At 62.6% G+C, this 23,283-nt stretch carries 19 protein-coding genes and 1 riboswitch; of the genes, 6 read left to right on the top strand and 13 right to left on the bottom strand.

Going from position 1 to position 23,283, the window contains the following annotated elements; translation table 11 throughout:
- Positions 1 to 108: 108 nt before the first annotated feature.
- The 3 genes from GCN78_RS24740 to hppD form a co-directional block, all read right to left on the bottom strand.
- Positions 109 to 1,605, bottom strand: coding sequence for a S41 family peptidase (locus tag GCN78_RS24740; RefSeq protein ID WP_152254086.1), 1,497 nt, complete (start codon positions 1,603 to 1,605; stop codon positions 109 to 111).
- A gap of 122 nt (positions 1,606 to 1,727) precedes the next feature.
- The gene (locus tag GCN78_RS24745) at positions 1,728 to 5,324 is read right to left on the bottom strand and encodes an indolepyruvate ferredoxin oxidoreductase family protein (RefSeq protein WP_152254087.1); all 3,597 of its coding nucleotides are present in this window, start codon (positions 5,322 to 5,324) and stop codon (positions 1,728 to 1,730) included.
- A gap of 196 nt (positions 5,325 to 5,520) precedes the next feature.
- Positions 5,521 to 6,648, bottom strand: a complete 1,128-nt coding sequence (hppD, locus tag GCN78_RS24750; protein ID WP_070313026.1) for a 4-hydroxyphenylpyruvate dioxygenase — start codon at positions 6,646 to 6,648, stop codon at positions 5,521 to 5,523.
- Positions 6,649 to 6,773: 125 nt separating this feature from the next.
- Between hppD and GCN78_RS24755 the strand changes: the two genes are divergently transcribed.
- On the top strand, positions 6,774 to 7,298 hold the full coding sequence (locus GCN78_RS24755) for an Lrp/AsnC family transcriptional regulator (protein ID WP_034783525.1): 525 nt from the start codon (positions 6,774 to 6,776) through the stop codon (positions 7,296 to 7,298).
- On the opposite strand, the gene GCN78_RS24760 is transcribed toward GCN78_RS24755, so the two are convergent.
- The 4 genes from GCN78_RS24760 to GCN78_RS24775 all read right to left on the bottom strand — a co-directional run bounded on the left by GCN78_RS24760 (position 7,299) and on the right by GCN78_RS24775 (position 11,888).
- Positions 7,299 to 8,006 carry a GNAT family N-acetyltransferase gene (locus GCN78_RS24760; protein ID WP_152254088.1) on the bottom strand — a complete coding sequence of 236 codons (708 nt, stop codon included), beginning with the start codon at positions 8,004 to 8,006 and terminating at the stop codon, positions 7,299 to 7,301.
- A gap of 87 nt (positions 8,007 to 8,093) precedes the next feature.
- Positions 8,094 to 9,191 carry a multifunctional CCA addition/repair protein gene (locus GCN78_RS24765; protein WP_152254089.1) on the bottom strand — a complete coding sequence of 366 codons (1,098 nt, stop codon included), beginning with the start codon at positions 9,189 to 9,191 and terminating at the stop codon, positions 8,094 to 8,096.
- 12 nt (positions 9,192 to 9,203) lie between these two features.
- The gene (locus GCN78_RS24770) at positions 9,204 to 9,920 is read right to left on the bottom strand and encodes a glutathione S-transferase family protein (protein WP_152254090.1); all 717 of its coding nucleotides are present in this window, start codon (positions 9,918 to 9,920) and stop codon (positions 9,204 to 9,206) included.
- Between the two features lie 12 nt (positions 9,921 to 9,932).
- Positions 9,933 to 11,888: a lytic transglycosylase domain-containing protein gene (locus GCN78_RS24775; RefSeq protein ID WP_193316866.1), complete on the bottom strand. Its 1,956-nt coding sequence runs from the start codon at positions 11,886 to 11,888 to the stop codon at positions 9,933 to 9,935.
- A 137-nt stretch (positions 11,889 to 12,025) separates the two neighbouring features.
- Between GCN78_RS24775 and GCN78_RS24780 the strand changes: the two genes are divergently transcribed.
- On the top strand, positions 12,026 to 12,553 hold the full coding sequence (locus GCN78_RS24780; protein ID WP_152254092.1) for a 5-formyltetrahydrofolate cyclo-ligase: 528 nt from the start codon (positions 12,026 to 12,028) through the stop codon (positions 12,551 to 12,553).
- Between the two features lie 15 nt (positions 12,554 to 12,568).
- On the opposite strand, the gene metF is transcribed toward GCN78_RS24780, so the two are convergent.
- The 5 genes from metF to metK form a co-directional block, all read right to left on the bottom strand.
- The gene (gene metF / locus GCN78_RS24785; protein WP_034783533.1) at positions 12,569 to 13,399 is read right to left on the bottom strand and encodes a methylenetetrahydrofolate reductase [NAD(P)H]; all 831 of its coding nucleotides are present in this window, start codon (positions 13,397 to 13,399) and stop codon (positions 12,569 to 12,571) included.
- Entirely contained in the window at positions 13,386 to 13,742 is a 357-nt protein-coding gene (locus GCN78_RS24790; RefSeq protein WP_077398738.1) for a phage holin family protein, read from the bottom strand. The genes metF and GCN78_RS24790 overlap by 14 nt, the downstream gene beginning before the upstream one ends.
- Positions 13,743 to 13,938: 196 nt before the next feature.
- Entirely contained in the window at positions 13,939 to 15,363 is a 1,425-nt protein-coding gene (gene ahcY / locus GCN78_RS24795) for an adenosylhomocysteinase (protein WP_092713571.1), read from the bottom strand.
- A 27-nt stretch (positions 15,364 to 15,390) separates the two neighbouring features.
- A riboswitch (S-adenosyl-L-homocysteine riboswitch) is annotated at positions 15,391 to 15,459 on the bottom strand.
- 86 nt (positions 15,460 to 15,545) lie between these two features.
- The gene (locus GCN78_RS24800) at positions 15,546 to 16,058 is read right to left on the bottom strand and encodes a hypothetical protein (RefSeq protein WP_152254093.1); all 513 of its coding nucleotides are present in this window, start codon (positions 16,056 to 16,058) and stop codon (positions 15,546 to 15,548) included.
- A gap of 144 nt (positions 16,059 to 16,202) precedes the next feature.
- Positions 16,203 to 17,369: a methionine adenosyltransferase gene (gene metK, locus GCN78_RS24805; RefSeq protein ID WP_152254094.1), complete on the bottom strand. Its 1,167-nt coding sequence runs from the start codon at positions 17,367 to 17,369 to the stop codon at positions 16,203 to 16,205.
- A gap of 188 nt (positions 17,370 to 17,557) precedes the next feature.
- On the opposite strand from metK, the gene GCN78_RS24810 reads away from it, so the two are divergent.
- From GCN78_RS24810 to dapF, 3 genes are read left to right on the top strand one after another with little or no spacing between them, the layout of a single operon-like run.
- Entirely contained in the window at positions 17,558 to 18,427 is an 870-nt protein-coding gene (locus GCN78_RS24810; RefSeq protein ID WP_152254095.1) for a lysophospholipid acyltransferase family protein, read from the top strand.
- A complete protein-coding gene (locus GCN78_RS24815; protein WP_152254096.1) occupies positions 18,424 to 19,299 on the top strand; it encodes an LpxL/LpxP family acyltransferase in 876 nt (291 codons plus the stop codon). The genes GCN78_RS24810 and GCN78_RS24815 overlap by 4 nt, the downstream gene beginning before the upstream one ends.
- 11 nt (positions 19,300 to 19,310) lie before the next feature.
- The gene (gene dapF / locus GCN78_RS24820; RefSeq protein WP_152254097.1) at positions 19,311 to 20,174 is read left to right on the top strand and encodes a diaminopimelate epimerase; all 864 of its coding nucleotides are present in this window, start codon (positions 19,311 to 19,313) and stop codon (positions 20,172 to 20,174) included.
- 11 nt (positions 20,175 to 20,185) lie between these two features.
- Here dapF and GCN78_RS24825 read toward each other — a convergent pair whose 3' ends face one another.
- Positions 20,186 to 21,688 (bottom strand): tetratricopeptide repeat protein, encoded by a 1,503-nt coding sequence (locus tag GCN78_RS24825; protein WP_152254098.1) that lies wholly within the window; start codon positions 21,686 to 21,688, stop codon positions 20,186 to 20,188.
- 414 nt (positions 21,689 to 22,102) lie between these two features.
- Between GCN78_RS24825 and GCN78_RS24830 the strand changes: the two genes are divergently transcribed.
- Positions 22,103 to 23,122, top strand: a complete 1,020-nt coding sequence (locus tag GCN78_RS24830) for a porin (RefSeq protein ID WP_152254099.1) — start codon at positions 22,103 to 22,105, stop codon at positions 23,120 to 23,122.
- The last annotated feature ends 161 nt before the right edge of the window (positions 23,123 to 23,283 follow it).

The following is a 23,283-nucleotide window of genomic DNA, read 5'->3' on the forward strand; positions in this document are numbered from 1 at the left end:
ACAAAACGAATACTTTCTTCTTACTATATACCATTATTGTTATATGGAAATATTTTAAAGAAGAAACTCTCGCCGTGCTCCGCGTCCCCAGGCAAGGACAACTCCCGCTTATGGTTTTCTGATGGCAATTTCCTTGTAGGCTGGCCGCAGCACGCGCAGGGCCGTCTCGGCCGGGTTCCCCACGGCACCGAGCAAGCGGGTCGCGCCCGTGGCCGGGCTGCAACTGCCCGTGCTGCGGTAGCGCAGCGCCGCCGCCAGCACGCCTTCGGCCGCGTCGCCCAGCGCATGCTGGTAATCGTCCGTCACGTCGCAGGTCGGCGCCATGCCGTCGGCAAAGTCGCCAAAGCCCTTGGCGTTGACACCCTGGAACTGCACCGCGAAATAGGTGGTGCCGCAATTCGGTGCAGGGTAAAAACCGTAGGGCTTGCCGCACGTCGTGCCGCCGATCAGGTTGACCTGCACGTCGACGCCACGCAAGCCGTTGATGATGGCTTCGCTGGCCGAGCAGGTATTGCCCGTTGTCAGCAAGGTCACGCGCTTGAGGCCCAGCGAGGGCAGCGGCGTGCCCTTGGGCAGCGGATTGGGCGCGGGAAAGCCCTGGCTTTGCGCATGGAAGGGCACGGGCGCTGCCTGCCGCGTCTTGTCATTGGCCAGCACCTGCTCGAAGACCTTGCCAGTCGTCGCCTGCGGGCCGGCAATCATGTACGCGAGTTCGCTGGCGACATCGAGGTAACCGCCGCCGTTGTAGCGCACGTCGAGCACCAGGTCGCTGATGCCGGCCGCCTGGAAGCGGCGCATGGTCTCGACCAGCTGGCGTTCGGCCACGTTGTTATGCGTGTTGAAGGTCAGATAGCCGACCTTGCCCGTGGGCGTGTCGATGATGCGCTCGTTTTGCACGGCGCTCGTATTGACTTCGATCGCCTGCAGGGTGGCGCTCAGCACCGTTCCGCCACGGCCAAATCCCAACGTGTGCGTGCCTTGCGCCTTGGGGAAGAGGGCTGCATTGATGGTCTGCACGCTGGCCGTGTCGGGCGCGTTGACGAAATCGACGCCATCAACGGTTTGCAGCACGTCGCCGCGCCGCAAGCCCGCCAGGTCGGCCGGCGAGCCCGGCTCGACGATCGAGATCACCGCCGTGCGCGGCGGCGTGGTACGCGTCAGCGCCAGCAGCATGCCGTAGCCCAGTTCCACGCCATTGAGCGAGGCTTCCCATTCGGCCGTCGTATACGTGAAATGAAACCGGTCCTTGGGTTGGCCGGACGCCGTCGTGGCCGTGGTTTTCAGCACGTCGAAATATGCCTTGGCCGTACTGAAGCTTTGCGGCTGGTAGGTGGTCGGCACTTCGCGGTACCACAGATACGTTTCATCGATCCAGCTGCGCACCCACGTCTGTTCATCGAGCAAGGTGCCCGGCTTGTCGATGCCGCTGCCGCTGCGCGGCGCTTCGCAGCGGTTCGCCACCGTGGATGACGCGACCAGCGCCGTCGGCCCCGTCGGCGTCACGGGCGGGATGACGGCCGTGCTGTCGCCGCCGCCACCGCCACCGCAGGCACTCAGCAACAATACAAGAGGAACCGCCAAGGCGGAAAAGCGCAGGGAGGGCATGGCAGACTTTCCGAAAAGAAATTATCGAAAAATTATAAAGCGTTTTACAAACAGGCCTGGTTTTCTTTGACAAAAAAAATGGCGCCCGCAGGCGCCATTGCTACAGCGTGGTAGTCACCCCATCACGCCACGGTGGCCGCCACGGGCGCCGCCACGACGGGCGGCAGCGGTGTCGGCGCGTTGAAGGCGATCAGCAGACTGGCTTCCTTCTCTTTCGCCGCCTTCAAATGACGCTCCTTCACGTGGCCATAGCCACGGATGTCTTCGGGAATGCTGGCGATCGCCACGGCTTGCGCCAGCTTGGCCGTCGTCAGTTTCGGCAGCAAGCCGCCCACCGTCGCGCGGTATTCGGCGATCAGTGCGCGCTCCATCTTGCGCTCGGCCGTATGGCCGAACACGTCGAAGGCCGTGCCGCGCAAGCCCTTGAACTTGGCCAGCACGCCGAACGCCTTCAGCATCCACGGGCCATATTCCTTCTTGATCAAATGGCCCTGGCCATCCGTTTTCGCCATGATCGGCGGCGCCAGGTGGAACTTGAGCTTGATGTCGCCTTCGAACATGGCGGCGATCTTCGCCTGGAAGGCGCCGTCCGTGTACAGGCGCGCCACCTCGTATTCATCCTTGTAGGCCATCAGCTTGTAGAAGTAGCGGGCCACGGCTTCCGTCAGGCGCAGGTGCGGGCCATTCAGGGCGCTTTCGGCGGCGCGCACCTGGCCGACGAAGTCCAGGTACTGCTGCGCATACGCGCGGTCCTGGTAGGCCGTCAGCAGGGCCACGCGTTTTTCGATGATGTCGTCGAGCGTGTCGATGCGCTTGAATTCCACCACTTTCGCCGGCGTCGTCATGCGCACCAGGCTGGCCGCATCGTGGGCGCCCGCGCGGCCCCAGTTGAAGGCCGCCTTGTTGAACGCCACCGAGACGTTGTTCAAATCGATGGCCTTCATGATGGACGCTTCGCTCAATGGCACCTTGCCCTTTTGCCAGGCGTAGCCGAGCATGAACATGTTCGTGGCGATCGAGTCGCCCATCAGCGCCGTGGCGATCTGGCCCGCGTCGATGAAGTCCACGTGGTCGCTGCCGCAGGCCTTTTCGATTTCCATGCGCGCGGAAGCGCCGGGGAATTGCCAGTCCGGGTTTTTCACGAAGGCGGCCGTCGACGAGCTGGTCGAGTTGATCATGGCCCAGCTGCGGCCCTCCCCCATGCGCGACAGGGCGTCGCGGCTGGCCGTGACGATCAGGTCGCAGCCGATCACGAGATCGGCCGCACCGGTGCCGACGCGCGTCGAGTGGATGTCTTCCTGATGATCCGCCAGGCGCACGTGCGACATCACGGGGCCGCCCTTCTGCGCCAGGCCGCTCATGTCCAGCACGGAACAGCCCTTGCCTTCCACATGCGCCGCCATGGCCAGGATCTGGCCGACGGTGACGACGCCCGTGCCGCCGATGCCGGTGACCAGGATGCCGAACGGCTCGGCCGTCGAGGGAATCTGCGGTGTCGGCAAGGCCGGCACGGCTGGCGCATCCTTGTCGGCGGCAGCCGCCTTCTTCGGCTTTTTCAAGCCGCCGCCTTCCACCGTCACGAAACTCGGGCAGAAACCCGTCGTGCACGAGAAGTCCTTGTTGCAGGACGACTGGTTGATCTGGCGCTTGCGCCCCAGTTCCGTTTCCAGCGGTTCCACCGACAGGCAGTTCGATTGCACGGAGCAGTCGCCGCAGCCTTCGCAGACGGCTTCGTTGATGACGGCGCGCTTGGCCGGGTCCGGGTATTCATTGCGTTTCCGGCGGCGGCGTTTTTCCGAAGCACAGGTCTGATCGTAGATCATGGCCGACACGCCGGGCATGTCGCGCAGTTCGCGCTGCACGTCCATCAGTTCCGAACGGTGGCGCACGGTGACGCCTTCCGCCCAGGCGTAGTCGGCAGGGTATTTTTCCGGTTCGTCCGTGACGACGATGATGGGACCGACGCCTTCGGCGGCGATCTGGCGCGAAATGATGGCCGGAGACAGGGGGCCGTCGAATTCCTGGCCGCCCGTCATGGCCACCGCATCGTTGAACAGAATCTTGTAGGTGATGTTCACCTTGGCCGAGACGGCGGCGCGGATGGCCAGGATGCCCGAGTGGAAATACGTGCCGTCACCGAGGTTGGTAAACACGTGCTTTTCATTCGTGAACGGCGCCTGCCCCACCCAGGTGACGCCTTCGGCGCCCATGTGGGTAAACGTCGAGGTCTCCCTGTCCATCCACAGCACCATGTAGTGGCAGCCGATGCCGGCCAGCGCGCGCGAGCCTTCCGGCACCTTGGTCGAGGTATTGTGCGGGCAGCCGGAGCAGAAGAACGGCGTGCGGTCCTTTTGCGGATCGGGTTTCACGCTGATCGCCTTGAGCACATTCTCTTTGGCTTCCAGGTAGGCGATGCGTTCCTTCACGCGCTGCTCCACCGGGTGGCCCGCGTAGTAGCGCGAGATGCGGCTGGCAATGGCCCGCGCGATCATGGCCGGGTTCAGCTCATACGTGGCCGGAAGCAGCCAGTCGCCGTGACCGGTGCCCTTCTGGTTGCTCCATTCGCCCGTGTCGTCGAACTTGCCGACCACGCGCGGACGCTCGCCGTCCTTGAGGTTGTACAGTTCTTCCTTCAGCGCGTATTCGAGAATCTGGCGCTTTTCTTCCACCACGAGGATTTCGTCGAGGCCCTTGGCGAATTCGTGCACGCCGTCCGCTTCCAGCGGCCATGTCATGCCGATCTTGTACAGGCGGATGCCGATGTCGGACGCCGTCTGTTCGTCGATGCCGAGATCGGCCAGCGCCTGGCGCGTGTCCAGGTAGGATTTGCCGGCCGTGATGATGCCGATGCGCGCCTTCGGGCTGTCCCAGATGATCTTATTGAGCTTGTTGGCACGCGCATACGCCAGCGCCGCATACCATTTGTAGCTGTTCATGCGCACTTCTTGTTCCAGCACCGTGTCGGGCCAGCGGATGTTCAAGCCACCGGCCGGCATCTCGAAATCCGTCGGCAGGGTGATCTGCACGCGGTCCGGGTCGAAATCGACGGCGGCGCCGGACTCGATGATATCGGTCACGCATTTCATCGACACCCATAGCCCCGTGTAGCGGCTCATGGCCCAGGCGTGCAAGCCGTAGTCGATGTACTCCTGCACCGATGACGGGTACAGCACGGGGATGCCGCAGGCGTTCAGGATATGGTCGGACTGGTGCGCCGTGGACGAGGATTTCGCCGCATGGTCGTCGCCGGCCAGCACCAGCACGCCGCCATGCTTGGCGGAGCCGGCGTTATTGGCGTGTTTGAAGACGTCGCCGCAGCGGTCCACGCCGGGGCCCTTGCCGTACCACATGCCGAACACGCCGTCGTATTTCGCGTCTTCGAACAGATTCGTTTGCTGCGTGCCCCAGACGGCCGTGGCGGCCAGGTCTTCGTTCAGGCCCGGGTGGAATTTGACGTGGTGTTCATCGAGGTATTTCTTGGCCTTGATCGCCGTCATGTCGACGGACGTCACAGGCGAACCGCGGTAACCGGTGATATAGCCGGCCGTATTCAGGCCCGCCTTCAAATCGCGCTCGCGCTGCAGCATGGGCAGGCGGATCAGCGCTTGCGTGCCCGTCATGAAGGCGCGGCCGCGCTCCAGCGTGTATTTGTCGTTCAGGGAAATTTCGGACGCGTGCGCGCCCGGCTCAAGACTCGAGCCCTTGATTGGTGCATTCATTACTTGTCTCCATTATTCTCTGTGCTACGCGTGCAAAGTCGGTTGAACTCACACGTACCAGCTGTGCCTTGTGGACCATGCCGGTGCGGAAAAATGACTTGTTTGTCGTAGACTACCACAGGAATGCGCGCAGTTCTTTGCTGCGCTGCACTCCCGGGCGGGTACCATTTTCACTACTATTTGCTACAGAGCAACTTTACGCCGCGTTCGTATCTTTCAGCACGCCGCGCTTGATCTGGTCCAGCTCGATCGACTCGAACAGGGCGCGGAAATTGCCTTCGCCGAAGCCCTGGTCGCCCTTGCGCTGGATGATCTCGAAGAAGATCGGGCCGATCACCGTCTGCGTGAAGATTTGCAGCAGCAGTTCGCGTTCGTTTTCCGTGCTGTGGCCATCGATCAGGATGCGCAGGCGGCGCAGTTCTTCCAGCTGCTCGCCATGGTTCGGCAGGCGGCGGTTGACCAGCTCATAGTAGGTTTCAATCGTGTCCTGGAAATCGATACCCGTATCGCGCATGCCTTGCACGGAGGCGTAGATATTGTCCGTGCCCAGCGCGATGTGCTGGATGCCTTCGCCATGGTACTGGTCCAGGTATTCGGCGATCTGCGACTTGTCGTCCGACGATTCATTGATCGGGATGCGGATCTTGCCGCACGGCGAGGTCATGGCCTTCGATTTGAGGCCCGTCAGCTTGCCTTCGATGTCGAAGTAGCGCACTTCGCGGAAGTTGAACAGGTTTTCATAGAAGCTCGCCCATTCCTTCATGCGGCCACGGTGCACATTGTGCGTCAGGTGGTCGATATACGTGAGGCCATGTCCGACGGGATTGGCCACGGCGCCGGGAATGGCGACGAAATCGACGTCATAGATGCTGATGTCGCCGATGCCGCCGGGAGCCGCCGCGTCCGGCTTGTCGGCGCCCTTGCCGCGCCAGCGGTCGACGAAGTACAGCAGCGAATCGCCCACGCCCTTGATGGCGGGAATGTTCAGCTCCATCGGACCTGTTTTATTGTCGAAACCCCAGGCGCCCAGTTCCAGCGCGCGGCGGTACACGAAGGCCGCGTCGTCGACGCGGATGGCGATGGCGCACACGGACGGGCCGTGATGGCGGGCAAAACGCTGCGCGAACGAATCTTGTTCGGCATTGATGATGAAATTGATGTCGCCCTGACGGTACAGGGTCACATCCTTGTGACGGTGGCGCGCGATGGCCGTGAAGCCCATGTTCTCGAACAGCTTGCCCAATGCTTTTGGGTCTGGTGCTGCATACTCGACGAACTCGAAACCATCGGTACCCATCGGGTTATCCCAAGGCTGAAATTGCATGATGTCTCCTCCAAGAAGTAGCGCACAGTATAGGCGTGGGTCACGGGCATTAAATGCCAAAGATCTCCCGAACAATCATGATTTGCGCAATAATATTGCGTGAAACAAGAACCACCGGAGGAAGCATGAGCAAAATTACGCTGGATAAAACGGATCGCAAGATCCTCTCCGTCCTGCAGGCCGATGGCCGCCTGTCGAATCAGGACGTGGCCGAGCAGGTCAGCCTGTCGCCGTCGCCATGCTTGCGCCGCGTCAAACGGCTGGAGGAAGCGGGCGTGATCCGCCAGTACGTGGCCCTGCTGGACCCGGAAAAGATCGGCCTGGGCTTGCTCGCCTACGTGAACGTGCGGCTGGAAAAGCACAGCGACGCCACCGCCCACAGCACGGCACGCGTGCTGGCGCCCAACCTGGTGACGAATACCTCGCCGCGCGCCGATTTTGCCGTGGCCGTGGCGCAATGGCCGGAAGTGGTGGCCTGCTATGCGATGACGGGCGAAATGGATTATCTGTTGCGCGTGCACGTGGAAGACATGGAGCACTTTTCGCGCTTCATGATGGCGACCCTGCTGCGCCACCCGGCCGTGCTGGACGTCAAATCGAGCTTCGCCTTGCAGCGCATCAAGGATACGACGGCCCTGCCGCTGCTGTAATTACTCCGCTGGCGGCGGTGGCGTGGGCTTTTTGCGTCCTGGCAAGCGCTCGAAGAGCTTGCTGGCGGCGCGCGCATTGGCCTTGAACGTGTAGTCGAACATGGCGAACTGTTCCTGCACGGCTTCCTGCAGCATGCTGCTCGGGTTCGGCGGCAATAGTTTCAGATAAGCATCAGCTTCGCCATAGTCGCGCTGGATTTCCATGCCCGCCTTCTTGGCGATATGCATCATCGTCTTGTTCGACGACAAACAATGCATGTACAGGGTATCGACATCGTTATTGCGGCAGTGAATCGCCGCCCGCTCGAACAGTTTCGACCCCACGCCCATGCCGCGCATGGATTTCGATACGGATACGCCAAACTCGGCCACCTGCTCCTTGTCCGTGACGACGCTTTTCGCCGGCGATTTGTCCTTCGGCGCGAACGCCAGGTGCCCCACGCCCACCAGCTTGAACAGGCTGTTGTAGACGCCGTAAATCATATCGCGCGAAAAATCCATCTTCTGCACGTACTGGGCCACCAGCTCATCGGGCAAGGCGCTGCCGAAGCGCAGCAAACGGTCGCTTTTCTCGAGCGACAGGAAATGCTTCATCATGCGGCGCCGGTCGCGCTCATGCAATTGCTTGACGAGCACGGTCGGGCGCCCGCCGCCGCTACGGCTGAGCCAGCGGCGAAACGGGTTTTGAAACAGCTTGGGTAAGGTCACGACGACTCCTGGGGGCGGTGCTGCGGCGCGTCAGGCCGGAATTGTGCAGTGCAACATTATGGCGCCATTGTAGCCTATTCCCGCCATTCAAGCCTGGGCCAGGAATGCCTGCACAGCCGCCACCCGCGCCGCATGGATGACTTCGGGGATACGTTTCGGCTCCGCGCAGCCGTGCGCCAGCGCACCGGCATTCACGCCGCGCGCCGCGTCCAGCCCGCCTTGCAGTCGTACCGCCTGAGGGAAATCGCCGGCGACCAGCCCGTCGCAGGCCACCGCCTGCAGCAGTTGCGCAAAGCGCTGCGGCTTGCGCAAGCCGTCGCAGCGTTCGCACAGGCTGACGATGGCTTCGGCGCCCAAGGCCAGCGCGCCATTGACATGCTCCCGCTCGCGCGCCGCCATGACGGCCAGCTCGCGGCACTCGTTGGGCACGCGCAGGCGCTCGCTCAGTTGTTCAATGGCATCTTTCGGCAGGCGCAGCAGCAGGGCGGCGAAGCGCACGGGCAAGTCATGACCTTGCGCGGCGGCATGGTCGATCACCTGCAGCAAGCGCTCGCTGATGGCAATTTCACCCATGATGTGCGCCAGGGCGCCACAGTCCTGCAGCACCGTCAGCATGCGCGAAGGATGGCTTTCCATCAGCCCCTTGGCCACTTCCTGCCACACGCGCTCGGCCACCAGGGCGTCGACTTCGCCATCGTCCACCATCCGGCGCATCAGCGCCATGGTGGCCGGTGCCACCGTAAAACCGTCGAAGCGGGCGGCGAAGCGGGCCAGGCGCAGGATGCGCACGGGGTCTTCGCCGAACGCGTCGGAGACGTGGCGGAAGATCTTATTCTCAATATCCTGCATACCGCCGAACGGGTCGGTCAAGGTACCGTCCTCGGCCCGCGCGATGGCGTTGATAGTGAGATCGCGGCGCACCAGGTCGTCTTCCAGGGTGACGTCGGGCGCCGTGTGGAAGACGAAACCCCGGTAGCCGGGCGCCGTCTTGCGCTCCGTGCGGGCCAAGGCGTATTCTTCCTGCGTCTTCGGGTGCAGGAAGACGGGGAAATCCTTGCCGACGGGCCGGAAGCCCTGACGCAGCATGTCTTCCGGCGTGGCGCCGACGACGACGTGGTCGTGGTCTTTCACGGGCAAGCCCAGCAGTTGGTCGCGCACCGCGCCACCGACCGTGTAAATCTTCATAACACTCTTTTCTTAGTCAGGTAATTCCGCGTCGTGCCTGGCAGCGACTTCCGTTTCCGCCAGCGCTTCCGCGATCCAGCGCGCGACTGCCGGGTGCGCCTGCACGCGCTCGCAATACGCGTTCAGCGCCGGCGCAAGGCTCACGCCATAGGTGCGGAAACGCATGACGACGGGGGCGAAATACGCGTCGGCGATGGAAAAGTCGCCAAACAGGAACTGGTGGTGGCCAAAGCGCGACAAGCACTCTTCCCAGATTTCGCTGATGCGGCCGATGTCCGCCTGCGCGGCGGCCGTGCGGCCACGGCCCGGCAACTTGGCCTTGATATTCATCGACATATCCGTGCGCAAGCCGGCGAAACCGGAATGCATTTCCGCGCAGATACAACGCGCCATGGCGCGCGCGGCCACGTCTTGCGGCCACATGTGTTTATCGGGAAACTGCTCGGCCAGGTATTCGCAGATGGCCAGGCTGTCCCAGATCGTGATCTCGCCCGCCAGCAGCACGGGAACCCGGCCGCAGGCCGAATACTCGGCGATTTTGCTGGCCGTGTCGCTCTGGTCGAGCAGCACGCGCACTTCCTGGAACGGGATGCCGAAGGCCGTCATGGCCACCCACGGGCGCATCGACCACGATGAATAATTCTTGTTGCCGATGATGAGGGTCAGGCCAGGCTCGCGCGCGGCGGCCAGGGTTTGCGTCAGGCTGGGATCAAGGATGGTCGTTTGCATGCTCGGCTAACTTTAGTTGGATGATGGCAAATCGGCGGAAACGGCGCTGTTTTTCGGTCCCACGGTGCCCAGGCGCGCCTTCAGCGACTGCGGGCGCTTCTCGAACAGGGCCGCGTAATACGTGGCGTTGGCCATCACGTTCTTCACGTAGCCGCGCGTTTCCGTGTACGGGATGATCTCGGCGAAGACGGCGCCTTCCAGCGGACGCGTCATGGTGGCGCGCCAGATGCGCAGGCGCCCCGGCCCCGCGTTGTAGGCGGCGCTGGCCAGCACTTGCGAACCGTCCAGGCCACCGAGCACCATGTTCAGATAATTCGTGCCCAGCATGACGTTGGTGCGCACATCGCTTAACGTTTCCGTGACGAAATCGGTCAGGCCGATCTTCTTGGCCACATAACGGGCCGTCGACGGCATCACCTGCATCAGGCCGGACGCGCCCACGTGCGACTGCGCATCCATGATGAAACGCGATTCCTGGCGGATCAGGCCATACACCCAGGCCTTGTCCAGGCCCAGGGTTTGCGTGGCCGGATGCATGACGTCGTCGTGCGGCGTCGGATAGCGCTGCGTATAGTCCACTTCCAGGCGCGTGCGGTCCGAGGTGTTGACCATGCGGTCGAGCACATTGTTCTGGCGTGCAAATTCCGCGGCCGCCAGATGCTGGCGATCCGTCATCGAACGCAATTCCCAGTTCCACTCGCGCGTGCCTTCGAAGCGCAAACGCATGTTGAAAAATTTCAAGGCGCGCTGCAGTCCCGGATTGGCGGCCATGGCGGCGATTTCCGTCGGGCTGACGGGCTGGCCCGGCGGCGGCAAGACCAGATGGTTGCCCAGCTCTTCATTGGCCAGCAAGCCGTAGAAATTCGATTGATCGGCAATCGTGCGGTACAGGGTGTCCGCTTGCGCATTCGGGCGGCCCGGCGTTTCCGCCTGCTGCGCGCGCGCCAGCCAGTAGACCCAGGTGGGATCCGCGCGCAGGGAGGCCGGCATGGCCTGAATGGCGGCTTTCACCTGCGGCCAATTGCCTTCACGCAAGGCAATACGCGCCTTCCACTGCATCTGTTCCTGGGTCAACGGCGCGCCATTGGATTTTTGCCAATACTCGAATGCTTCCGGCGCCAGCGCATACGACGCTTGCAGGGCCAGGCTGGCCCAGCCGATGGCCTGCTCCTGCGGCGTCAGTTGCGCGCTGGCCTTTTGCAGCGCCACCACGCCCAGTTTCAGGGTGCTTTTCGCCATGCGGCCGACGGCCACCAGATACATCTCGTGGTCGGCGCGGCTGGCGCCCACGCCCTTGGCCAGCATCAGCGCGGGCAAATCGATCGCTTGCGCCATCTTCGCGTCGGACGCGCCCAGCAGCAGCGCGATGCGGCGCGCCGGGCCCGTGGCATTGGTCTGGCCCGCCAGGCGGATCTGCGCCCACAGGTCATTCGTGTCGAACTGGCCATTTTGCGCCAATGCCGAGATCAGGCTGCCGCACGCTTCGCCATAGCCGGGCGGCGAGACGAGCAGGTTGCGCGCCTCGGCCGCCACGTTCTGGCCCTTGGCCGCGCGCGACATCAGCGCGTAGCACTTGAGCTGGGTGTCGTCGTCGAGGGCGAATTGCGGGTATTGTTCATCAAACACGACCCAGTCGCGCTTGCGGCCCAGCTCCAGCAGCCAGTCGTTGCGGAAGCGGTCGGCGATGGCGCTGCCCTTGTAGCGGTTCAGGTAATCGCGAAATTGCGCCTCGGTCAACTGTTTGATGCGTGGTTTCAGCCGATAATAGTCAACATACGAGGGAATCTGGTAATTCGTCAGGCGCCCCGCATAGAAATCGGCTTTCTCGACGTCATCCTTGCGCGCGGCGTCGCGCAGCAGCAGGAAGGCATCGTCCTCGCTGCGCGTATCGGGCGCGGCAGGCGATGCGGTGGCGGACACCTGGGCCAGGGCGGCCAGGGGAGACAAGGCCGATGCAACACACAGCATCGTGCCGGCAATCCATTTCAGTGGGGAAATCAATGTACGACTCTCAATCTTAACTTGATGGTGATATGAATAGCGACCCTAGAATAACATGCGACCTGGCTACACGGCCACCCATTGCGCCAGCGGAAAAAGCCGGCTTGCGCAAAGCCTTGCTGGCGGCCCGGCGCGCCCTGCCCGACGCCGCGCGCGCGGGGTGGAATGCGGCCATCGCGCAGCGCCTGCTGGACTGGTGCGCGCAGGAAAACGTCGAGGAACTGGGTGTGTACTGGCCCCTGCATGGCGAGCCGGACTTGCACAGCGCCTACGCGCAGCTGGCCGCGCGCGGCGTGCAATTGAGCTTGCCGGTGGTGCTGGAAAAGCATGCGCCGCTGGCCTTTTCCAGCTGGACACCCGGTGAGCCCATGGTCAAGGATGGCATGGGCGTGGCCGTGCCGGCCCAATTGCGCCTGCGCCCGACGCCCGCCACCCTGCTGGTGCCTTGCCTGGGGTTTAATACGGAACGTTTTCGTCTCGGCTATGGCGGCGGCTATTACGACCGCACCCTGGAACACGCGCCGCGTCCGCGCACCGTGGGTGTGGCATACGACTGCCTGAAGGCCTCATTTGACAGTGGCCCATACGACATCGCCCTCGATCACATCATGACCGAGGGCGATCTGCTCTGACGGATCAGATGGAGATTACTTGACCAGGCGCTGCCACAGTGCCGTCGTGGGCGCCGCCTGGTTCATGCTATAGAAATGCAAGCCCGGTGCGCCGCCTTCCAGCAGGCGTTCGCACAAGCCCGTCACCACGTCCAGGCCGAAGGCCTTGATGGACGCGCTGTCGTCGCCGAAGCTGGCCAGTTTCAGACGCACCCAGCGCGGAATTTCTGCGCCGCACATGTCCGAAAAGCGCATCAGCTGCGTGTAGTTCGTGATCGGCATGATGCCGGCCACGATGGGCACGTTGATGCCCATCTTCTGCGTCTGCTCGACAAACTGAAAATACGCGTCGGCATTGTAGAAGTACTGGGTGATGGCCGCATCGGCGCCGGCCTGCACCTTGCGCGCGAACGCGTTCAAGTCGTCCTGCGGCGAACGGGCTTGCGGGTGCACTTCCGGGTAGGCGGCCACTTCGATATGGAAATGGTCGCCCGTCTCGGCGCGGATGAATTCCACCAGCTCGTTGGCGTAACGGAACTCGCCCGAGGCGCCATAGCCACTCGGCAAGTCGCCGCGCAAGGCCACGATGCGGTTCACGCCGGCCGCCTTGAAGTCGGCCAGCACGGCGCGGATCGATTCGCGCGAACCGCCGACGCAAGACAGATGGGGCGCGGCCTGTTCGCCGGCCGCCAGGATCTCGCGCACGGTGTCCAGCGTGCCCTGCTGCGTGGTGCCGCCGGCGCCAAAGGTCACCGAGAAATACTTCGGATGCAACTCGGACAACTTGACACGCGTGGCGCGCAGCTTTTCCGCCCCTTCCGGGGTTTTCGGCGGGAAAAACTCAATACTGAAATTATGCTTTTCCATCGTCATTACTCAAAAGTAAGGTCGACAGGGCCCAGGAAATGATGCTGTACAGAATGGCACCGCCCACGGCCGACCAGAAACTGGCGACATGGAAACCGTCGATCATCTGCGCCACCAGCCAGAACATGAAGCCGTTGATGATCAGGATGAACAGGCCCAGCGACAAGAACGTCACGGGCAGGGTCAGCAGGATCAGCAAGGGACGGATCAGCGCATTGACCAGCCCCAGCACGGCAGCGGCCAGCAGCGCCGTCCAGCCGCTGCTCATCGTCACCGAGTGCATCAAATAAGGAACGGCAAACAGGGCCGCCGCATTGATAAACCAAATCAGTAGCAAGCGCATTTCTCTAGCCTGTCAAAAATGATAATAGACCGGCGACGGCCGGACTGTTCAGATTACACAAGTGAGCCTCCTTGCCTCGCGAACCGTAGCGAGCGGATGCGCGGCGTGGCCGAGAAGCGCAGCTGTACGTTATGTACAGCGAGCATCGCCGGCCGCGCCCCGCGCCGCGCAGTAGGTTCCCGAGGCAAGCAACCGATTAGTAGCGGTAGTGCTCTGGCTTGTATGGACCTTCCGTGCGCACGCCGATGTAGTCGGCTTGCTCTTGCGTCAGTTCCGTCAGCTGCGCATTCAACTTTTTGAGTTGCAGGCGGGCGACTTTTTCATCCAGGTGTTTTGGCAGGGTGTACACGCCGACCGGGTAGTTAGCCGTGTTCGCGTACAGCTCGATCTGCGCGATCGTCTGGTTGGCGAACGACGAGCTCATCACGTACGACGGGTGGCCCGTGCCGCAGCCGAGGTTGACCAGGCGGCCTTCGGCCAGCAGGATGATGCGGCGGCCCGACGGGAAGATGATGTGGTCGACTTGCGGCTTGATGTTTTCCCACTCGTATTGTTTCAACGAAGCGACGTCGATTTCATTGTCGAAGTGACCAATGTTGCAGACGATGGCCTGGTCTTTCATGCGCGTCAGGTGATCGTGCGTGAGGATGTGGTAGTTGCCGGTGCAAGTGACGAAGATGTCGCCGTGTTCGCAGGCGTAATCCATGGTCACCACGCGGTAGCCTTCCATCGCCGCCTGCAGTGCGCAGATCGGGTCGACTTCCGTCACCCACACTTGCGCCGACAGGGCGCGCATGGCTTGCGCCGAACCTTTGCCGACGTCACCGTAACCGGCGATGACGGCCACTTTACCGGCGATCATCACGTCGGTGGCGCGCTTGATGCCGTCGACCAGCGATTCGCGGCAGCCATACAGGTTGTCGAACTTCGATTTCGTGACGGAATCGTTCACGTTGATGGCAGGGAAAGCCAGCTTGCCTTCCTTGTGCATTTGATACAGGCGGTGCACGCCGGTCGTCGTTTCTTCCGTCACGCCGAGGATTTCCGGCAGACGCTTCGAGTACCAGGTCGGGTCGGCCAGCAAATGCTTCTTGATCGAGTTGAACAGGCAGATTTCTTCGTCCGAACCGGGGTTGGCCAGCACCGACAGGTCGGTTTCCGCGCGCACGCCCAGGTGCAGCAGCAGGGTCGCGTCGCCGCCATCGTCGAGGATCATGTTCGAGTAGACAGCCTTGCCGTCCACGTTCGGCCATTCGAAGATGCGGTGCGTGTATTCCCAGTAGTCGTCCAGCGACTCGCCCTTGACGGCGAACACGGGCGTGCCGGCGGCGGCGATGGCGGCGGCGGCGTGGTCTTGCGTCGAGTAAATGTTGCACGATGCCCAACGCACTTGCGCGCCCAGCGCTTCCAGAGTCTGGATCAGCACGGCGGTCTGGATGGTCATGTGGATGGAACCGGTGATGCGCGCGCCCTTCAAAGGCTGCGCCGCCGCGAATTCTTCGCGGATGGCCATCAGGCCAGGCATTTCCGTTTCAGCAATCTTGATTTCTTTGTCGCCCCATGCGGCCAGAGTGATATCGGCGATGGTGTAGTCGTGTTGCGATTTGAGTACGGCGTTCATCACGCCCTCCTTTCAGTTGTTGAAAAAGGTACGTGAGCGCGGTTGCAGGATATTCCGAGCCTGGCGAATTTCTTCGTCGCAACGCTCCTCGGACCCCGCATCATAACATTGGCCATGCGCCGGCGGCAACCATTAGTCAAGCGGGCCGGCCGCCTGACAGGTCCGCGACGCGCGCTGGCGCGCTACGGTTTGCGCGGCCAGTTCTTGCCCTGGCTGAGGCAGCTGGCGCGCTTGTCAGCATCGAGGCGCTGCGCTATCTCATCGGCCAGGTCGCGCAGGATGGGCACCATGTCTTGATCGGCCTGGCTGCCGTCGCTCGGGTAATTCGCGGCGCGCATGGCCCATTTGCAGGTGATCACGGGGTCGGGCTTGATATTCGAGCGCCAGGCATCGGGATCCGTGGCGAGAAAACCACTGTCGGCATAGATGGTGAGCACATGCAAGGCCTGGCGTGCCGACATTTGCCCCATCAGCTCGGTGAGTTCGGGCCGGATCTGGACCGGCGTTGCCAGCGAGCCATCGGGGAAAACAAATTTGCCGGCCGCCGCCAGGGTCAGCACGGCATGCCCATCGCCCCCCTCCGCCTTGTCCAGCCATTGCCCCACCGTCAGCGTGGCTGGCTCGGCCGCGAAAGCGGCCAAGCCCCATGTGGCCAGCAAGACAACAGCCAACGAGCGTGCGCGCAACAAAGTCATGAAGTACTCCAATTGGTTTATTTGCAACAAATTGTAACGTATCTCCATGGCAGCGCCGTTCGCCACGCACCGCCCGGTGCGCGCCCCATAAAAAAAGCGCCCGCGGCCAGCTGGCCGGGGCGCTCCTCTTGCAAGCGGGCTAGATTACTTCAGGCCGGCGGCATCGCGCAGCAGGGCGACCTTGTCCGTGCGTTCCCACGTGAATTCCGGCTCTTCGCGGCCGAAATGGCCGTAGGCGGCGCTCTTCTGGTAGATCGGGCGCAGCAGGTCGAGCATTTGCACGATGCCCTTCGGGCGCAGGTCGAAGTGTTCCAGCACCAGCTTGGCGATTTGCTCATCGGGAATGACGCCCGTGCCTTCCGTGTAGACGGTGATGTTGATCGGCTTGGCCACGCCGATGGCGTAGCTGACCTGCACCTGGCATTGGCGCGCCAGGCCGGCCGCGACGATGTTTTTCGCCACGTAACGGGCCGCGTAGGCTGCCGAACGGTCGACTTTCGACGGGTCCTTGCCCGAGAACGCGCCGCCGCCGTGCGGGGCTGCGCCGCCGTAGGTGTCGACGATGATCTTGCGACCGGTCAAGCCGCAATCGCCTTGCGGACCGCCGATGACGAAACGGCCCGTCGGATTAACGAGGAAAATGGTGTCATTCAGCCATTCGCGCGGCAGGATGGGCTTGATGATCTCTTCGATCACGGCTTCCTTGATTTGCGCGTGCGAGATTTCCGGCGCATGCTGGGTCGACAGCACGACCGTGTGCACGCCGACGGGGCGGCCATCGACGTAGCGCAGGGTCACTTGCGATTTCGCATCCGGACGCAGCCATGGCAGACGGCCATCCTTGCGCAGTTGCGACTGGCGCTCGACCAGGCGGTGCGCGTAGTGGATGGCGGCAGGCATCAGCTCGGCCGTTTCATCGCAGGCGTAGCCAAACATCAGGCCCTGATCGCCGGCGCCTTGATCCAGGTCAATGCCCGCACCTTCATCGACGCCTTGCGCGATGTCCGGCGACTGCTTGTCATAGGCCACCAGCACGGCGCAACCCTTGTAGTCGATGCCGTATTCCGTGTTGTCGTAGCCGATACGTTTGATGGTTTCGCGCGCAACTTGAATATAATCCACATTGGCGTGCGTGGTGATCTCGCCAGCCAGCACCACCAGACCGGTGTTGCACAGGGTTTCGGCTGCCACACGGGCGGTCGGGTCCTGGGTCAGGATGGCGTCAAGGATGGCGTCGGAAATTTGATCGGCAACCTTGTCGGGATGGCCTTCCGAGACGGATTCGGAAGTGAAGAGATAGTCGTTTGACATTGCAAGCTCCTGTTTACTATGTGAATGTTCTGTCGCAGTAAAGAGGATTTTGCCTGCGACGCTTTAGCGAGATTTATATTCCGCATCGCAAGTTGTCTATTAACTCAGCGGTTACTGCATACGTGGTATTTTACGCTTCTTAAAAAATTTTGGCACGGCAACACGCCATTCCTGGAAACAGCTTATACATGTTAGTCCCAATTTTCCGCTTTTTATCCATCTTTCCCCTGCCGGTTCTGCATGGCCTGGGCGCTGCGCTCGGCTGGGTGATTTACGCCATTTCCCCATCCTACCGTCGCCGCATGCGCGAGAACATGCAGGGTGCGGGGTTTTCGCAACACTTGCACACAGCTGTGGCCGAAGCAGGCAAGAGCGTGCTGGAATTGCCGTTCATCTGGTGCGCGCCAGCCGCGCGCGTGGCGCGCCATGCGACGGTGGAAAACTGGGAACTGGTGGAAAAAGCGCTGCAACATGGCCGCGGCATCGTCTTCCTGACGCCGCACCTGGGCTGCTTTGAAATCGTCGCCCAGCAAATCGCGCTGCGCACGCCGCTCACCGTGATGTACCGTCCGCCCAAGCGCGCCGCCTTGAAGCCGCTGATCGAAGGAGCGCGCGCGCGCGAAAACCTGATGCTGGCGCCGGCCAATATGTCGGGCGTGCGCATCTTCGCCAAATGCCTGAAAAAGGGCCAGCCCATCGGCCTGTTGCCCGACCAGGTGCCGCAGGAAGGTGAGGGCGTGTGGGCCGATTTCTTCGGCCGCCCGGCCTACACCATGACCCTGCCGGCCAAGCTGGCGCAGATGGGCGGCGCCGAAGTCATCATCACCTACGCCGAACGCCTGCCGGGCGGACGCGGCTATGTCGTGCATTTCGTGCCGTTTACCGATTCCCTCGACAGTACCTCGGCCGAGCAGGCGCGCACCATCAATGCCGCCATGGAACAATTGATCGCGCGCAGCCCGGCGCAATACCTGTGGAGCTACAACCGCTATAAGGTGCCGCGCGGCGCGCCGCCGCCCTCGCCCGCCACGCCCGAGGCGGTCAAGGAGCAGGCATGAGACTGCTGATCGCCTTCATGTGGCTGCTGCACTGGCTGCCCTTGCCCATCCTCGGCCGTTTCGGCGTGGCCGTCGGCAGCGTGCTGTTCATCGCCATGCCCACGCGGCGCAAGATTGCCCTGACGAATCTGCGCCTGTGCATGCCGGAACTGACGGAAGCCGAGCGCGTGGCGCTGGCGCGCCAGCATTTCCAGGCCTACTCGCGCAGCGTGTGGGAACGCAGCATCCTGTGGTGGTCGTCGGAAGAACGCCTGAACCGCCTGATCAAAAAGGTGCCCGCCTTCCCGGGCCAGCAGATCGCGGCCAAGCCGACCATCCTGCTGTGCCCGCACTTCGTCTGTCTCGACGTGGCCGGCGCCGCCACGGCCATGGAAATTTCCGCCTCGTCGATGTATGTGCAGCAAAAGAACGCCGCCTTCGACCAGGCCTTGCGCAACGGCCGTTCGCGCTTCAAGCCGCCCAAGCTGTTTACGCGCCAGGACGGCATCAAGACGATCCTGCGCGCGCTGCGCGACGGCTTGCCGTATTTCATGCTGCCGGACATGGATTTCGGCGAGAAGGATGCGGAATTCGTGCCCTTCTTCGGCGTGCCCGCCGCCACCCTGACGGCCACGGCGCGCCTGGCGCTGGCCGCCAAGGCGCAAGTCATTCCCGTCATCGCCACCTTCCTGCCCAATTACCAGGGCTGGCAAGTGACCTATTACCCGGCGTGGGACGATTATCCGGGCGACGACATCACGGCCGCCACGCGCCGCATGAACGAATTCATCGAAGAGCGCGTGCGCGAAGCGCCGGCCGAATATTTCTGGACGCATAAGCGCTTCAAGACGCGTCCGGAAGGCGAAGCATCGTTCTACAACCAGCACAAGTGATACGGCACACCATGAAACTCCAATTTACCAAAATGCATGGCGCCGGCAATGACTTCATCGTCATCGACGCCATCCATCAAGAGATCAACTTCACGCCGGCCCAGTGGCAGCGCCTGGCCGACCGCCGTTTCGGCATCGGCGCCGACCAGATCCTCGTGGTGGAAAAGCCGCGCCTGCCCGGCTGCGACTTCCGCTACCGCATCTACAACAACGATGGCGGCGAAGTCGAGCAATGCGGCAACGGCGCGCGCGCCTTCGTCAAGTTCGTCAGCGAAAAAGGGCTATCGAACAAGGACTGCATCCGTGTGGAAACCATGGCCGGCATCATTTCTCCGCGCCTGGAACCCGATGGCAGCATCACGGTCGACATGGGCGCGCCGGTGCTCGAACCCGCGCTGGTGCCTTTCGATGCTGCGGGCCTGGACGGTGTCGCGCAAGGCAACGACACCGTGTGGCCACTGGACCTGGCACTGCCGGGCAACGATACAACCGTGCTGGTATCCGTCGTCTCGATGGGCAATCCGCACGCCGTGCAAGTGGTTGACGATGTCGATGCGCAAGACCTGGAACAATCGGGTCCGCGCATCGAGCATCACCCGCGCTTTCCCCGCCGGGTCAACGCCGGCTACATGCAGATCGTCGACCGCCAGCACGTGAAACTGCGCGTGTTTGAACGGGGCGCGGGGGAAACCCTGGCCTGCGGCACGGGCGCTTGCGCCGCCGCCGTGGCCGGCATCCTGCGCGGCTTGCTCGATTCTCCCGTGCGCATCAGCGCGCGCGGCGGCGAACTGTCGATCGCCTGGCAAGGTCCGGGCCATCCCGTCCTGATGACGGGCCCGGCCGTGACCGTGTTCGAAGGCACGATCGAGCTGTAAGCGATGAAAAGTCAGGCCGCCAGGAACTGCTGTTCCTGCGCGACATCAAGTTCGGCCAGGTAGCACTTCAGGCGATACAGGCGCTGCCGATAATTGCCTTCCGGCCCCGCCACGCCGCAATCGACGCGCTCGAACAGGCGCACCACCTGATCGAGCAGCTGGCGCTCCTGCGCCGTGCGGATCAGCACGAGGCGCCGCTTGCCGCGCCCATGCGTGGCGCTGATGTCGATCAACAGACAATGTCCCTGGTCGGCCGTGTGGATATCGAGCAGCAGCGCCTCGGCACGCGACAGGTGAAAGCAGCGCGCCAGCGCCAGGCGCGCCGCCAGCAAGGGGTGGCTCTGGCTCAGTAGCCGCAAATGCCCGTCGGCCTGCAGCGCGGCGCACTGGCCCCAGTCGCCGGGTTCGCCTTGCGGCGCGATCTTCGCCAGCGCCGCCTCCGCTTCACGGCTGCCTTGCGCCTGCGCCTGCAGCAGCCAGTACGCGGCCCGCACATCGTTGTTGACGCCGTCGCGGCGATTGCGCCAGGCATGCATGCCGCATTCGAGCTGGGCCGGGCCATGCCCCAGGTCGGCGGCACGTTCCAGGCAGGAATAGGCTTCGACCACATTGCGCTGGGAAAATTCCGGTTTCGTGTAGATGCGCGACAGCACGAACCACGCTTCCGCCAGTCCCTGCTCGCCAGCCTGCGTCAACCAGCGCACGGCCCGCTTGAAATTGGCCGCGCCGTTGCGCGTGGCCAGCCGCTGGCCCTGCGCATCCATGCGCGCATAGCCAAGCCCCAGCTCCAGCTGCGCCGTGCGGTCGCCGCCATGCGCGGCCAGCTCGCAACACTGCCAGCCTTCGGCATCGCCGCCAGGCGCCAAGGCCTGGGCGCAACGCGACAGCAACTGCACCTGCTGCGCCTCGAGGGCGATCGTGCGCGCCCCGGCCGCGGCCTGGCGCTGCAGCAACTCGCGCGCCAGCGGCAAGCCTTGCGACAGGAAGCCGGCATGGTTGCCCTGGCTCCATGCCTGCTCCAGCCAGGCGTACAACGGCGCGTCGCCATCGAGAACGTGCTCGCCAGCAAGGCTGGTGTCCGGCCCGGCAGCGGCAAGTGCCCCCTCTTGCATGGACAACAACCATTGTGCATCGGGCAATCCGGCCCGTACGGCCGCATCCAGCGCCACGCGCGCCTTGGCGCGCAAGGCTTCACTATGGCTGGCCGCATTACCGAGCACCAGTTGCGCCAGCACCAGGCCCGCCTGCACCAGGCCCGCATCGAACGCCTGCGCGTAATAGGGAATCAACGCCTTGGCGGCCGGTTGCGCCACTTCGAACGGCACGTGCGTACCGATCAGCAAGCACGCTTCCTGACTATCCTCCTGGGCCGCCCGCGCCAGCCAGTGCAAGGCGGTGGGCAGGCTTTGCGGCACCCCCTGTCCAAACAGATACACCCGCCCCAACGCCAGCTGGCAAGCGACATCGCCCGCGCGTGCCCCCTTGATCAATCCTAATGTTTCGCGATTTGCCATCGATTCTCGATATTGAGTCAATGATTCTAATAATAGTGAGCCGTCTCCAGGCCCATCAACGCAGGCCGTCCCTTAGTGTAACGTCCTTGTGTCACAAATCCGACTAAGCCGGCTGAAGAACTTGATTCAACGCAACAATGCCCTGGCCCGGACGCGCCAAGATGGCAAGGCGCGGCTGGTGTGCGATGGGGAAACGCGTGCCCCCGGCACAGGATCGGCAGAAACCGCGCGTTACAAAAATACAACAGGGGCATGCTGTTATGCCGCTTTTCACCAATCTTTTCACGCACATTTGACCAATCCCGCACGTCTTGCGCGCCGACGAATTAAGGTTCATTCATCGAAACGCGACAGTTAGCGTGTTTCAATCTGCTCGGATCTCGGACGGAACTCACTTTTAATAGGGAATAAGACATGAAAAAATCACTCGTTGCCCTCGCACTCTTCGGCGCCTTTGCCGCCACCGCACAAGCGCAGTCGTCCGTCCAAATCTACGGCACGATCGATGCAGGCCTGGGCAAATTGACTGGTGAAACCACCAAAGTCACCAAGCGCGACAACAACAAGCTGGGCTTCAAGGGCACGGAAGATCTGGGCAATGGCTTGAAAGCGATTTTCCAACTGGAGATTCGCTATGAATCCGATACCGGCACGCTGGAAAACAACGCCCGTCCCCTGTTCCAGGGTCAAAGCCGCGTCGGCCTGCAAGGCGACTTCGGTACCGTGCGCCTGGGCCGTGGCCTGACCGCCTTCCAGGAATCGAGCACCGCGTTCGAACCATGGTCGGGCATGCCGACGACCGCCGGTTTCCAGACCGACATCACGGTAGCGGCCTATAGCAGCGATCCGCTGAGCGCGCCAGGCAACTCGAAAAACCGCTTCTCGAACGCCGTCTTCTACAACTCGCCAGTCTTCAGCGGCTTCCAGATCAACGCCACCGTCGCCGCCAAGGAAGCCAATGGCAACTTAGCCGTCGCTGCCACGGCAGCGAACCGCGCCGTACCGCTCAATGCCGTGCCAGAGGTGAGCCCGTACTCGGTGTCGGCCACGTACAACAACGCGCAATTCGCCGCCATGGCCGCCTACGAGCGCAATGCGCTGGAAGCGAAACTGTGGTCGGTTGCCGCATCGTTCAATCCAATCACGGAACTGAAACTGATGGCGTCGTACCAGCATCAGGATGACAGCAAGTTCAAGATCACCAATACCGACACCAAGGCATGGCTGATCGGCGCCAACTACGACGTCGGCCCAGGCAAGATCCGCGCTGGCTACGGTCAAAAAACACCGGATGGCGTGGTCAAGACCAAGCAGGCATCGCTGGGCTACGACTACAACCTGTCGAAGCGCACCTACCTGTACGCGGACATCTCGAACCGCAAAGCAGACGTTTCGAAGACCTACATCGGTCTGGGCGTACACCACAACTTCTAATGCTCCACCAGTCACCCGCCACGGGTGATTGCTGAGCTAAGAATACAAAGCGGCATGGGCAACCATGCCGCTTTTTTCATGCGCGCGCGGAAAATGCATCGGCGCCGTCCCCTTTGCGCCTATGCCGCCGCACTCTCGGTTAGAATGAAGCGTTCATCCTT

The sequence above is a fragment of the Janthinobacterium rivuli genome (assembly GCF_009208735.1).
GTDB lineage: Bacteria > Pseudomonadota > Gammaproteobacteria > Burkholderiales > Burkholderiaceae_D > Janthinobacterium.